Source organism: Ignatzschineria sp. PL_is040, from assembly GCF_055813795.1.
On sequence record NZ_JBVPGU010000006.1, the window covers coordinates 80,393 to 93,421 of the forward strand.

Genomic DNA, 13,029 nt, shown 5'->3' on the forward strand with positions numbered 1-13,029 from the left:
GGTTGGAAGATTGTCGCTGTTGAATATCTATTTCTTGCGTTTATCTTTTCGCTCTCTTCTACGTCTTCTTTCTACTCGCTGAGCGTTTCTGTGAGATAATGGTCTCTTTCTCGATAGATTCTTACACCTACAGCATCAGTCTGTTCAATTGCTCGAAGCTTATTGAGCTCGATCGTTAATGCCGGAATATTAAATTTCTCGATCAGTTTTTTAGCTAATAGCTCAGTAAAGGTCTCTACGAGTTGAAAAGAGGAGTTTTTGGCAAAATCTTTAATGTAATTGCTCACCTTTTCATAGTCGAGCGTTAGAGTAATATCATCACTATTTGCTGCAGGGCGGTTATTCCATTCCATCTCAAGATTGAGGGTAATGGGTTGAAGGTTCGTGCGCTCATGGGGATAGATGCCGATAATGATATCGAGTTGAAGATTTTTGATAAAGACAATATCTGGTTTAGGAAGTGAAAATTTTTCCATGAAGTATTCCTTGTTGTAATACAACGCCCTTTCGGGAAAAGTTAATAGGGTGATAAGTGGAAAATCTGAAAGATCAAAAAGGCCGGTAAGTACCGACCTTCGTGCTAAATTTTTACCATAACTGCTGACTATTCTATCATTATAAAGATTTCAGTTTATTGAAACCGGCAGCGGATAGGTATCTATTTATCTATTCCCTCTATATCTATTCCCTCTATATCTATTCCGGCTATCGAACTGATTGAGCTTATTGCTATCAGTAGAGGGCAACGGGATAGGATCCCAATACCTTAAAGAAAGAGGAGACCTCTTCTATCTCTTTGAGGGCTAATTTTAAGCCATGTTCCTCAAAATGTCCTAAAACATCGATAAAGAAGATATAGCTCCAATTACTATTTTTGGAGGGGCGGGACTCAATGCGTGTCATTGTAATATTATACTTTGAGAGTGGCGCAATTAGATGGAGTAACAAGCCGGGGCGATCATTGGCGGAGACAAGTATCGTTGTCTTATCATTACCACTTGGTGGGATACGTTTTGTGCCGATAATTAGAAACCGCGTACTATTGGTGAGATTATCTTCAATATTTTTTTCCAATATGGGGACGCCGTAAACTTCAGCCGCTTGCTTCCCTCCTAAGGCCGCAGTTCCCGGTTCGTTATTGGCGCGTTGAACTGCACCGGCATTGGAGTTTGTAGCGATACGCTCTGCATGAGGAAGATACTCATCGAGCCAGGAACGACACTGTGCTAATGATTGCGGGTGAGCATAAACAGTCTTGATCGATTGTAGCTCAGATTCATGAGACATTAAGTTTTGGTGAATCTTTAACTCTGTTTCACCACAGATATAGACATTTGATGTGGGAAAGCAGTCGAGAGTCTGATTCACTGCCCCTTCCGTTGAGTTTTCAATGGGAACAACACCAAAATCAAACTTTCCTGACTCTACGGCATGAAAGATCTCATCGATCGTTCGAATGGGAAGGCGTTTCGCCGCACCACCGAAGTGTTTAATGGTTGCTTCTTCAGTAAAGGTTCCTTCCGGACCTAAGTAAGCAATATTGAGCGGTTTCTCTAATGAGAGACAGACAGACATAATCTCACGAAAGAGACGGGCAATATCGATATCTGGGATAGGACCAGGATTTGCTGCCATTTTACTCTTTAGAACCTGAGCCTCTCTCTCCGGGCGATACATTTCACTATCACCACTTGCGATCTTAATATCACCGATCGCTTTTGCCTCTTTAGCGCGTTCATTCAGAAGGTGCAAAATTTCTGCATCAATTTTATCGATAGCCGCTCTATGGGGGGCTAAGGGGTCAGCTATTGATGATTCTTCAGCTGTAATCTGCTCAGTTTGGGAGATCTTCTCTTCGGTTGTAACACTCTTCTTCATTCTCTATTCCATAATTCCATACATGATTTTGATGATTGAATATTTCTGTTAACGCTTTATGGTGCGTTGATTAATATTTTTGGTTGCTCAAATTACTATAGAATGAATTGTTATAGAATGACAATGATCATTGACGAATATCATTCACGAATATCCACGAATATCATTTACTAATAATCATTCGTAATAGTGATACTGAATGACCGGCACTTAATGATTGATGCTGAATAGATCATTCATCAGAATTCTTGAGTGCTCATGAGATGGGTACAAAATTGAAGTGTAAAAAAGTTGCAGTCTAGGAGATAGGTTAATGGCAGAGAATTTAGTGGCAGAGAATATTATTACATTTGAGGGGATGACGCCGAAAATAGGGCAGAAGAGTTGGGTTCACTCAAGTTCAACCATTATTGGTGATGTTGAGCTAGGAGAAGATGTCTCAATCTGGCCGGGAGTTGTGATTCGTGCTGATGTTAATCGTGTTGTGATTGGTGATCGAACCAATATTCAGGATGGGTCAATTATTCATGTGACCAATCCTGGTGCAAATCCCCCTGATGGATATCCTACTATTATTGGTAATGATGTCACAGTTGGACATGGCGCTATGTTGCATGGTTGTACCATTGGTGATGGGGTTTTAATCGGTATGCGCGCTATTTTACTCGATGGTTCACGGGTAGAGCCGCACAGTATTTTAGGGGCTGGTGCGCTCTTAGCGCCGGGAAAAGTTGTGAGAAGTGGTGAAGTTTGGGTAGGGGCGCCGGCACGAAGAATTAAGGTATTGAGTGAAGAGGAGATTGAAGGGCTCTATCTCTCTGCAAAACAATATGTCACCTTAAAGGATCGGTATTTGAAAGAAGGTTTATAGAAATCCATTACATTAAGGCATTAAGGCATTAAGGAATTGAGGTATGAAGGGTTAAATTCACGGCTATTAAATGGTCATAGAAGATGGTAATAAAAAATTGCGATTAATGAGGTTGTTAACAAGTTTGTGGATAAGTCTGGTAGAGCAAGATAATTAGTGGTTATCGCTTGAGATCGCTGATTTCTACTTGCTTTTACCAATAGCAAGCTCTTAAATATCATGCTATAATTTTGAAGATCAATATCTGCAAAATTTCAGATCTGTAATAGTGAGCGACATCTTATGTGAGACGATTTCAGAAAGATATTGGTTAACGTCGATATCTATCGCTCACCCAAGAAGAGACTAAAAGAGGACCTATGAAGTTAGTTATTCAAAGAGAACAGTTGATGAAGCCTCTGCAGGCGATCATCGGTGTAATTGATAGAACGCAGACGCTTCCCATTTTAGCGAATGTTAAATGTGTTGCGAGTGATGATGAGATTACGCTCACTACCACCGATTTGGAGATTGAGTTAACTTGCTCATTTCCCCATATCCCTGTTGAGCAAGGCGCCATTACATTCCCGGCAAGAAAGCTATTTGATATTTTAAAAGCGTTGCCAGAGGGTATTGAAGTGCAGATTGAGGTTGATAATCTGCGAGCAATTATCACTGCGGGCCGTTCACGATTTACCTTAAGTTGTTTACCGGTCGATGAGTATCCGGTATCGGATCATTTGGAATTTGAAAAGACATTGACTCTGCCGAAAAATGAGCTTCGTCGCCTGATTGAAAAGGTTGCTTTCTCTATGGCCGTTTCCGATGTGCGATACTTCTTAAATGGTCTATTGCTAGATGTTAATGATACAGAGCTCAATGCTGTTGCAACGGATGGGCATCGTCTTTCTGTCTCTTATCTCCAATTGCCGGAGAGTTCTGAGATGCAAAAACAGCTGATCATCCCTCGAAAAGGGGTCGAAGAGTTACTGAAGCTTATTGAAAATGAATCGGCACCGGTTCATTTAGAGCTCAGCGAAAATCATCTGCGTGTAGAGTTAGGAAGTATTGTCTTTACAACAAAACTGATCGATGGCAAGTTCCCTGATTATAAGCGTGTTGTTCCTCCATTAGGGGATAAAATTATTGTGGCGGATCGGGTCGGATTGATCGAAGCGCTTAATCGCGCATCCGTCTTGTCTCAAGATAAATTCCGCGGTATTCGTTTTACCGTCTCCGATTATCTTCTAAAATTACAGGTTAATAATCCTGAGCAGGAGCAAGCAGAGGAGGAGGTTGAGGTGAATTACCAAGGGGAAACCTTCACAACAGCCTTTAATGTGGGATATCTGATCGATGCGCTAAAAGCCCTCGATGATGATATGGTTCGTTTAAGCTTTACGGCCATTAACTCAAGTTGTCTGATTCAGAACTCAGATAGTAATGGTGTCAGTTATGTTGTTATGCCGATGAGACTCTAACTCAGAGTGATTATTCAATCTTTACAAGTTGAAAATTTTAGACATTTAGCGAGTCAAAAGTTTGATTTTGACTCGCAATTTAATTTAATTGTCGGAAAAAATGCATCAGGTAAGACCTCACTACTTGAGGCGCTCTACTTTTTATCCCAAACCCACTCCTTTAGAACTTCCCGTATCAATCAAGCGATCTGTGAAGGAGCGGATTATCTTCGCGCTATTGCTGAGCTTCGCTCTTTAGATGGGGTATCGACTTCTCGCTTAGGGCTTGAGCGAACAAAAACGGAGTTAATCGTTCGCCAAGATGGTGAGAATATTCGGCGTCGATCTCATCTTGCAAAGCTATTGCCGATGCTCTTTTTAGGACCTGATACCGGCACACAGCTGATGGCAGAGCCGAAAGCTCGCCGGCAATTTATGGATTGGGGATTATTTCAAAATTACGATCTCTATCACAGTATCTGGCAACGCTATGATAAGGCACTCTCTCAACGCAATGCTGCTCTAAAAGGGGGCTACTCCAATGCTGTTTTAAATAGCATTGAATTGGAATTAGCAGAATCGGGGGAGATATTAAATGGTTATCGCCGGAGATTTGTGGAGGAGATTACCCCTTCAGTTGTTCTATTGTTAGGAAGGCTTATTGATCAAGATGTCACTTGGCGTTTAGATTACCTTTCGGGCTTTACAGAAGGGGCATTGCAAGAGGAGCTCTTTACGGCAAGAGAGCGAGATCGGCAGATGACCTTTACTCGGGTAGGACCTCATCGGGGAGATTTCACGCTACGTTGCAATGGACGAATTGTGACACAGCATCTATCACGTGGTGAGATTAAGCTGGCAACGATTGCGCTGATGCTTTCACAAATTCAGTTACATCAGAAACTTCAAAATGCTTCAACGATTCTCTTAATGGATGATTTAACCGCAGAGCTTGATCAAGAGAAGCGACGTATTCTTCTTGAGGAGTTGATCGCCCAAAAATCGCAACTCTTTGTGACTTGCTTAGAGGCAGATGAGTTTCCTGAGTTAACCGATCCTACTCTGATCTCAGAAAGAAGTTACTATCAACTTAATGACGGGATTGCGCAAAAAATGGTATAATCGAGAGCTATTACAAGGAAAAATAGGTAGTAAGCTACTGTCAATTGAATCATAAAATAATTTTATTCTTATTCTCAATTTATGGGGCTTTTGCTACGAGGTTATTACAGGATTATTGTAAAAGACTCATAAAGGTTGATAAAGATTTATGAGTTTTATAAAAGTTTTATCAGAATCAATAAAGAGGTATTGTGAATGACAACTGAAAGTCAATCTCCAAGTATCAAGGTTTTAAGAGGGTTAGATGCTGTTCGTAAGCGCCCTGGAATGTATATTGGAGATACCGATGATGGTACCGGTCTTCATCATATGGTGTTTGAAGTTCTCGATAATGCGATCGATGAGGCATTAGCGGGGCATTGTGACGATATCAGCATCACAATTCATGTTGATAACTCTGTAACAGTAACGGATAACGGTCGTGGTATCCCTGTTGAGATTCATCCTGAAGAAGGGGTGTCATCAGCGCAGGTTGTTATGACGGTGCTTCATGCTGGAGGTAAGTTTGAAGATAATGCTATCTCCGGTGGTCTGCATGGTGTTGGGGTTTCTGTTGTCAACGCACTCTCTTCAAAATTGAAATTAACCATCTATAAGCATGGCAAAATTCATGAGCAGGAATATACTTTAGGAGATCCTGATTATCCCTTAAGAGAGATCGGTGAGACTGATAAAACGGGGACGACGGTCTATTTTAAACCGAGTAAAGAAGTCTTCAATAATATCGATTTCGATTACGATACCCTCTATAAGCGCTTAAGAGAGCTTGCATTCCTCAACTCGGGAATTCGTATTACGCTACGTGATGAGCGAAATGACCGAGAAGATGTCTTTCAATATGAAGGAGGAATTAAGGCCTATGTTGAGCTGATTAATAAAAACCGTAATAAGATTCACCCTCAAATTTTCTATTGTAATTGTCAAAAAGATAATATTAGTGTTGAGATCTCTCTTCAATGGACCGATGGTTATCAAGAGAGTGTTTTCTGTTATACCAATAATATTCCTCAAAGTGATGGTGGAACGCATCTTGCCGGTTTTAGAGCGGCAATGACAAGAACGCTTAACCGTTATATGCAAGAGGAAGGGCTTTTAAAGAAAACAAAAGTTGCCACAACAGGCGATGATGCGCGTGAAGGTTTAACGGCAATTATCTCTGTGAAGATTCCGGGACCTAAATTCTCTTCACAGACAAAAGAGAAGTTAGTTTCGAGTGAAGTGCGTCCTGTGGTTGATAGTATTTTAGCAGAGCGTTTAGAGGAGTTCCTTTTAGAGCGTCCTGAAGATGCTAAAGCGATTACCTCAAAAATTATCGATGCGGCGATGGCGCGTGAAGCTGCTAGAAAAGCGAGAGAAAACACTCGAAGAAAGAGCGCACTCGATATCGCAGGATTACCTGGAAAACTTGCAGATTGTCAAGAAAAAGATCCTGCAAAATCAGAGCTCTTTATTGTGGAAGGGGACTCGGCGGGGGGATCTGCAAAGCAGGGACGTAGCCGTAAATTCCAAGCAATTCTTCCTTTGAAGGGGAAGATCTTAAACGTAGAGCGAGCACGATTTGATCGAATGATTAGCTCCGCTGAGATTGGTACATTAATTACTGCGCTCGGTTGTGGGATTGGTCGTGATGAATTTGATCCTGACAAATTGCGTTATCATCGGATCGTTATTATGACGGATGCTGACGTTGATGGTGCGCATATTCGAACCCTACTTTTGACCTTCTTCTATCGTCAAATGCGTGAACTCGTTGAGCGTGGACATATCTATATTGCACAACCTCCACTCTATAAGGTTAAGCGCGGCAGACAAGAAACTTATATTAAAGATGATAATGAACTTGCACTCTATTTCTTAAATACCGCTTTAGAAAATGGTTCTATGCATCCAAGTAGTGATGCGCCAGCAATCTCTTCGGTTGTGATGGAATCGTTAGCGAAGCAGTTAATGAGAGTCGAACATATTATCCATCGTATTGGTCATCGAGTACCAGAAGAGGTTCTCTATCATCTACTTGAAATGCCGGCATTAACAGAAGAGATGTTAGCGACAGCCGATGCCGCCGATTGGGCTAAGATGTTAGAGACAGAGTTACAACGAGATATCTCTGAAGGGGCAGTAAATTACCAAGTAGTTGCAAATCCTGAAGCAAAAGAGATCACTATTTTGGGTGAGCGTTACAATATCACCGATAAATATCTCATTGATGCTCGCTTTATTAACTCAAATGAATATCAAGAGATCGCTATTCTCGCGACTGAATTACACGCGCTTATTCAACCGGGTGCTTTTGTGCAGCGAGGTGAAAAACGCTTTAAGATTAGTGGCTTTAAACAAGGTTTAGATTGGTTGATTGATGAGGCTAAAAAAGGACAACAAGTCTCCCGCTATAAAGGCCTTGGAGAGATGAATGCCGAGCAGCTATGGGAGACAACAATGGATCCAGATTCTCGTAGGCTTCTGCAGGTTAAAGTTGAAGATGCGGTTAAGGCGGATGAAGTCTTCACCATGTTGATGGGGGATGAAGTTGAACCTCGTCGTGAGTTTATCGAAGAAAATGCACAGATGGTTGGTAATTTAGATATTTAAGATTGTTTTCTTGTCGAATCTCACAATCTTTGAAATGAAGAGAAAACCTCTGCTGGAAAAGCAGAGGTTTTATTTTTATCTCTATTTAAAATATTAAACTATTAGCATTACTAAATCTGTGAATGATGATATGTATAATCAGTAATAGAGAGGAACATTTAATTCTCTATTTCTCCTTCTTTCCCTGTTTTTGTTGATATCGTTTAATCAGCCACTGCCGGCTCTTATCGTAGAGATAGTTGTAGAGATAGGTGTAGAAGAGAAAGAAGATGAGTAATCCGACTTCAATCATAAAGGCTTCTGTAAGCGAGACACTTAAAATATAAGCAAGCATCGGGATCGTAAAGAGAATGAGCGTTGCCTCAAAACTCAATGCATGCAATATCCGGATGGAAACGGGTCGTTCACCATTAACAAAAGGGAAGAGCTTATCAAATATCCAGTTGAAAACAATATTGAGAAGTAACGCCGTGACGGAGATTAATACGGAGACTACGCCCATTGCATCTACAGGTTTATGAAGGAGAAAGATTCCGATTAACATCGTAAAGAGAATCGCTAAAACCTCAAAGAGTAGGGCATGAAAAAAACGTTCTTTCAGTGATCTTACTGTTGTAATAGTCATAATAAATAATTGGGGAGCAGGGATATTAGGCTTATCTGCATGCTCTTTATCGCTCGTTGTGAATAATCACTCCCTTGTATCACAAAAGTGTTTAATAAAATAGAGAAAAGGGAAAGAAAAACGCATACTAGAGCGAGGGCTTAAGATATTTTTAAGGCGATCACGCTAGGATGCTAAAAGATACAGAGGAGTGCTTTATGAAAATATTGCTTGTAGAGGATGATCGGTCATTAGGAGAAACTCTTCAAACATGGCTAGAGATGGATGGCTATGTGGTTGATTGGGTGATGGATGGAGTGAGTGCACAAAATGTTTTGATCGATACTTATGATTCTATCCTATTAGATCGAGGGCTTCCCGGCGCTTCTGGAGATATTGTACTGAAGAAGTTGCGAGAGAAAGGGGAGTCGATCCCGATCATTATGATTACTGCGCAAGATAGTATTGCTGATCGGATTGAAGGGTTAGATCTTGGTGCAGATGATTACTTAGTAAAACCTTTTGATCTAGAAGAGTTGAGTGCAAGAATTCGCGCACTCTCTCGGAGATCAGCTCGTAAATTGCAGACGCTCTTTGAGCATCGAGATGTTATTTTAGATCCTACAACAAAGAGTGTGACTCGCAGTGGAGAGAGTATCTCTTTAACTGCTAAAGAGTATGCTGTGTTGCACACTTTAATGCAGAATCCTACACAAATTTTTACGCGAGAGCAGTTAGAAGATAAGTTATATGCTTGGGGAAATGAGGTGGAGAGTAATGCAATAGAGGTCCATATCCACCATCTGCGAAAAAAGCTCGGCAATGATTTTATTAAAACAAGACGTAATTTAGGTTACACGCTAGGTAGTGAATGAGACGATTGAAGAATTTACAACAGTGGTGGCAACAGCGGCGAAAAGGGCAAAAGAGGCTCTACTCTCTTCGTGCAACATTGATGGCGAGTATCGTTGCTTCTACATTACTAGTTTCCGGTGTTAGTCTCTCTATTACGACCTACCTTAGCTGGGATCAGACAAAAGAGGTTCTAGATGAGGCATTAAAACGCTCCGCTCAGACCTTAGCGCAATTAGCTTATCGTGAGAATTTAGGGGGCCGTCCTGTTAAGGGGCATATGGATTTAGAAGATAATGAGTTCTATTTCCAGATTATCAATCAAGGTGTGGTGATTGCAAAGAGCAGTTCAGCACCTAATCGCCCCTTTATAGCAACGAGTGATCGTCGGGGGTATAAGGGCTTTAAGACCATCAAGATTAAGGGCAAGGGTTGGCGGGTTTTTCTCTTAAAGCCAAGGCATGCAAACTTTGAAGTGCAAGTTGCCCATGCGGTAGAGATGCGCTATCAATTTTTAGAGAAGTTGGCAAAGCAGCTGATTTTAGCGGGAGGAATAGTTTTGTTAATTTCACTTCTCATTAATGGGCTCTTTATCTATTTTGGCTTACGACCATTAACGGTAGTTTCACAACAGATTAAACGGATCTCCTCGAAGAGCTTAACGCCTATTGCAACCCACTCTCGTAGTAAAGAGATCGTTGCCATTGAAGATTCGCTTAATATGTTGTTAACCAATTTAGAGACAGCCCGCCGGCATGAAAGACAATTTACCGCGGATGCTTCTCATGAGCTTCGGACTCCATTGAGTGCGATTCAGATGAAGTTACAACTCCTAAGACGTTTAAGACCAGAACTGATCGCTGATTTAGCTCCGCTTCAACATGATATATCGCGCGCAACCCACTTAATTGAGCATCTCATGTTATTAGCTCGATTAGACCCACTCTCTCCCGATGAAAATAGCGATCTACTAAAGCAGGAGTTACTCTTTTCGGTGCTCTTTTCTGACCTTAATGAGAGTTTTAAAGAGGAGACAGCGCGAAGGGGAATCGAGATTCACTTCCATGAAGAGAGAGTCTCTCTCTGTGCCAATTATGATCTACTCTATATTGCCCTTAAAAATTTAATTAATAATGCCTTAAAGTACTCTCCAAGAGGGTCGAAGATAGAGGTCACTTCAGGAACAATTTTTGTAAATGCTGCTAAAGGAGTATCAGAGAGAGCGATCATTAAGGTGAGGGATAATGGGCGGGGTGTCGAGCCAGAAGAGCTTGCTCGACTAGGTCAGCGTTTTTACCGTGTATTGGGAACTGATGAGATCGGAAGTGGTTTAGGATTATCGATAGTGAAAAAGATCGTGGAACTTCATCGAGGGGAGATGCATCTTCGTTCCAAGCCGGAGATAGATGGTTTAGAAGTTTCGCTTATCTTTCCCGTAGAAAAGGGATAGTAACTTTAAGGGTAATCGATCACTTTTGTGATTGGCCTATTATTTTGAAGATTTTTATCTAAAAATATTATCTTCTTAAGATTTAGTTAAGGTTAATTTGGTCTAATAGTTTGTAGATAGAGAAGAGACTCTTAAGATTATCACACTCTTTTTGTCGATTATCCGGGAGATGGTTAGTCGAGAAGAGGAGCAGAAATCACTGATGAATCCCTTCTTTCCCTATTTATTAATCTCTAATTAAGAGAGGAGTTTACAATGCGAAAATTACTATTAGTATCGGCATTAATGTTAGGTTCATCACTTGCTTTTGCTCAATTTACAGGACCCTCAACTGATAATGTACAGGCCGAAGTTGCCGGCAAGTTAGAAAATGTGCTCTCTGTTGAGCAAGCGCGACACCTTAAAGATGATACAAAAGTGATCCTTGAAGGAAAAATTGTAGAGCATTTAGGTGGTGATAAGTACCGCTTTAAAGATCAAAGTGGTGAAATCACCATTGAGATCGATCATGATGATTGGAGAGGCGTGAAAGTCGGCCCTGAAGATACAGTCGTGATCTATGGTGAAGTGGATCATCATCGTCATAAACCAACCGATATTGATGTTGATAGAGTGGTTAAAAAGAGTGGCGAAGTTGTTGCTGAATAACTAAATAGCCTGACTACTAAATAGCGATATATAGCGGCATATAACGATTTAATACCGTATTTCTGCTTAAACTGTTGATTTAGCGACTGAGTTTGATCATATTATTTATATTTATATTTATATTTAGATATGTTACTGATATTAAAGGAGTGCAATGATGCGTCCACTATTTTTACTTTCAACCTTAATTTTAAGTTCTTCAATTGCTTTTGCCCAAGTCGATGCTCCAAAAGTTGAAACACCCGTGACAGAGAGAGTGGGAGTTGAAGCAATCGAGGAGAAAGCACAAACGCCGACAGAGCCAAGACAGATTAGAGCACAAGCGAGAATTCATAAGGATGAATGTGCAACAGGAGATTGTCCTGGAAAAGCTCAAAATGAGAAGCGTAATGGCGATAAAGCAGAGATGAAAAAGCAGCGCAAAGAGATGAAGAATGCCGATGGTAAGAGAGAGGCTCAAAAGGAGAAGCGAGCTAACTCTAAAGATGGTAAGAAACATCATAGTGATAAAGAGTATAAAAAGAACCATAAGAAAGAACATAAAAAAGAGCATAAGAAAGAGAAGAGAGCAAAAGAGCACCGCGATGGCTCAATGAAGGGCGATAAAGGTGCTAAAAAGATGGAAGGGCGTAATTAAGCGATAATATTAGTGAATAGATATATTTTATAAAAGCGAAGTTAGGGTCTGTTGAGCATTGGTGTGTAACTTACTGTTTTTAAAGATTATGATGAGTTTGCTGAAAATCGTCATAATCGATATATTTTCAGTAGGTTATAGTTACTAATTTTTGAATGTTCAACAGACCCTAATCTACTAAACCTAAGTTTCCCTTATTCTCACTTTTGTGGGGATAAGGGTTTTTTATATCGTATCTATTCACGACCTTCTAAAATCATTAAAAAATAGATAGGGAGATGAGTGCATTGCATTATCAGCGATTATTTTAGAGATGATAGCTCAGTTGTATTAAAATAGAGGTTCGACTTGTGATACTGCTGAGAATTATTCAGCGATACAAGGACTGGTAGAGAGATCTACAGATTGATAAATAGAGGTAAAAAATGGCAAAAAAACCACAAAAAGGTAGTGCACAGATTGCAGGTAATAAACGCGCTTACCATGATTACTTTATTGAAGAGAAGATCGAGACGGGTATTGAGCTACAAGGTTGGGAAGTTAAGAGTTTAAGAGAGGGCCGTGGGCAACTTTCTGAGGCTTATGTGCAGATTAAAAATGGGGAGGTCTATATGATCGGCTCCCGCATTACTCCTCTACTTTCCGCCTCAACCCATATCTATGCTGACGATACACGGACGCGTAAATTACTGCTCCATCGCCGTGAAATTGATCGCTTAATGGGAGCGGTAGATCAGAAGGGATATACAATTGTTCCCTTAAGTTTGTATTGGAAGCGGGGAATGGTTAAGGTAGAGATAGGATTGGCGAAAGGGAAAAAGGATCACGATAAACGAGCGACAATTAAGGAGCGAGATTGGAATCGTGAGAAGCAGAGAATACTTCGTCATGAACATCGATAATGTTAAATCATAAAAAATTGAATAAAGATTCATGAAA

Annotated in this window: 12 protein-coding genes; 9 read left to right on the forward strand and 3 right to left on the reverse strand. The window is 40.6% G+C overall.

Annotated features, from left to right (window positions below; translation table 11 throughout):
* Positions 1-71 precede the first annotated feature (71 nt).
* Both folB and pheA read right to left on the reverse strand, forming a co-directional pair.
* Positions 72-476 (reverse strand): dihydroneopterin aldolase, encoded by a 405-nt coding sequence (gene folB, locus AC0SAP_RS08010; protein WP_473383803.1) that lies wholly within the window; start codon positions 474-476, stop codon positions 72-74.
* A 256-nt stretch (positions 477-732) separates the two neighbouring features.
* Entirely contained in the window at positions 733-1,878 is a 1,146-nt protein-coding gene (gene pheA, locus AC0SAP_RS08015) for a prephenate dehydratase (RefSeq protein ID WP_473383804.1), read from the reverse strand.
* A gap of 358 nt (positions 1,879-2,236) precedes the next feature.
* Between pheA and AC0SAP_RS08020 the strand changes: the two genes are divergently transcribed.
* The 4 genes from AC0SAP_RS08020 to gyrB all read left to right on the forward strand — a co-directional run bounded on the left by AC0SAP_RS08020 (position 2,237) and on the right by gyrB (position 7,899).
* Positions 2,237-2,749: a gamma carbonic anhydrase family protein gene (locus AC0SAP_RS08020; RefSeq protein WP_435659258.1), complete on the forward strand. Its 513-nt coding sequence runs from the start codon at positions 2,237-2,239 to the stop codon at positions 2,747-2,749.
* A 359-nt stretch (positions 2,750-3,108) separates the two neighbouring features.
* Positions 3,109-4,209: a DNA polymerase III subunit beta gene (gene dnaN / locus AC0SAP_RS08025; RefSeq protein ID WP_286483156.1), complete on the forward strand. Its 1,101-nt coding sequence runs from the start codon at positions 3,109-3,111 to the stop codon at positions 4,207-4,209.
* 6 nt (positions 4,210-4,215) lie between these two features.
* Positions 4,216-5,310: a DNA replication/repair protein RecF gene (gene recF, locus AC0SAP_RS08030; RefSeq protein WP_473383805.1), complete on the forward strand. Its 1,095-nt coding sequence runs from the start codon at positions 4,216-4,218 to the stop codon at positions 5,308-5,310.
* 195 nt (positions 5,311-5,505) lie between these two features.
* Complete coding sequence (gene gyrB, locus AC0SAP_RS08035) at positions 5,506-7,899, forward strand: DNA topoisomerase (ATP-hydrolyzing) subunit B (RefSeq protein ID WP_473383806.1); 2,394 nt, start codon at positions 5,506-5,508, stop codon at positions 7,897-7,899.
* Between the two features lie 166 nt (positions 7,900-8,065).
* On the opposite strand, the gene AC0SAP_RS08040 is transcribed toward gyrB, so the two are convergent.
* Complete coding sequence (locus AC0SAP_RS08040) at positions 8,066-8,524, reverse strand: PACE efflux transporter (protein ID WP_473383807.1); 459 nt, start codon at positions 8,522-8,524, stop codon at positions 8,066-8,068.
* 197 nt (positions 8,525-8,721) lie between these two features.
* Here AC0SAP_RS08040 and AC0SAP_RS08045 point away from each other — a divergent pair, with 197 nt between their 5' ends.
* From AC0SAP_RS08045 to smpB, 5 genes are all read left to right on the forward strand, one after another.
* A complete protein-coding gene (locus tag AC0SAP_RS08045) occupies positions 8,722-9,378 on the forward strand; it encodes a response regulator transcription factor (RefSeq protein WP_286483305.1) in 657 nt (218 codons plus the stop codon).
* Entirely contained in the window at positions 9,375-10,805 is a 1,431-nt protein-coding gene (locus AC0SAP_RS08050) for a sensor histidine kinase (RefSeq protein WP_286483307.1), read from the forward strand. Before AC0SAP_RS08045 ends, AC0SAP_RS08050 begins: the two co-directional genes overlap by 4 nt.
* Before the next feature lie 255 nt (positions 10,806-11,060).
* Positions 11,061-11,453: a NirD/YgiW/YdeI family stress tolerance protein gene (locus tag AC0SAP_RS08055; RefSeq protein ID WP_286483308.1), complete on the forward strand. Its 393-nt coding sequence runs from the start codon at positions 11,061-11,063 to the stop codon at positions 11,451-11,453.
* A gap of 154 nt (positions 11,454-11,607) precedes the next feature.
* Positions 11,608-12,090, forward strand: coding sequence for a hypothetical protein (locus tag AC0SAP_RS08060; protein ID WP_473383808.1), 483 nt, complete (start codon positions 11,608-11,610; stop codon positions 12,088-12,090).
* Between the two features lie 425 nt (positions 12,091-12,515).
* Positions 12,516-12,992, forward strand: coding sequence for an SsrA-binding protein SmpB (gene smpB / locus AC0SAP_RS08065; RefSeq protein WP_094568514.1), 477 nt, complete (start codon positions 12,516-12,518; stop codon positions 12,990-12,992).
* The last annotated feature ends 37 nt before the right edge of the window (positions 12,993-13,029 follow it).

What these genes read in the sequence shown, in the direction of transcription:
- folB (WP_473383803.1), bottom strand. Translation starts at nt 476, where the DNA reads ATGGAAAAATTTTCACTTCCTAAACCAGATATTGTCTTTATCAAAAAT.
- pheA (WP_473383804.1), bottom strand. Translation starts at nt 1,878, where the DNA reads ATGAAGAAGAGTGTTACAACCGAAGAGAAGATCTCCCAAACTGAGCAG.
- AC0SAP_RS08020 (WP_435659258.1), top strand. Translation starts at nt 2,237, where the DNA reads ATGACGCCGAAAATAGGGCAGAAGAGTTGGGTTCACTCAAGTTCAACC.
- dnaN (WP_286483156.1), top strand. Translation starts at nt 3,109, where the DNA reads ATGAAGTTAGTTATTCAAAGAGAACAGTTGATGAAGCCTCTGCAGGCG.
- gyrB (WP_473383806.1), top strand. Translation starts at nt 5,506, where the DNA reads ATGACAACTGAAAGTCAATCTCCAAGTATCAAGGTTTTAAGAGGGTTA.
- AC0SAP_RS08040 (WP_473383807.1), bottom strand. Translation starts at nt 8,524, where the DNA reads ATGACTATTACAACAGTAAGATCACTGAAAGAACGTTTTTTTCATGCC.
- AC0SAP_RS08045 (WP_286483305.1), top strand. Translation starts at nt 8,722, where the DNA reads ATGAAAATATTGCTTGTAGAGGATGATCGGTCATTAGGAGAAACTCTT.
- AC0SAP_RS08050 (WP_286483307.1), top strand. Translation starts at nt 9,375, where the DNA reads ATGAGACGATTGAAGAATTTACAACAGTGGTGGCAACAGCGGCGAAAA.
- AC0SAP_RS08055 (WP_286483308.1), top strand. Translation starts at nt 11,061, where the DNA reads ATGCGAAAATTACTATTAGTATCGGCATTAATGTTAGGTTCATCACTT.
- AC0SAP_RS08060 (WP_473383808.1), top strand. Translation starts at nt 11,608, where the DNA reads ATGATGCGTCCACTATTTTTACTTTCAACCTTAATTTTAAGTTCTTCA.
- smpB (WP_094568514.1), top strand. Translation starts at nt 12,516, where the DNA reads ATGGCAAAAAAACCACAAAAAGGTAGTGCACAGATTGCAGGTAATAAA.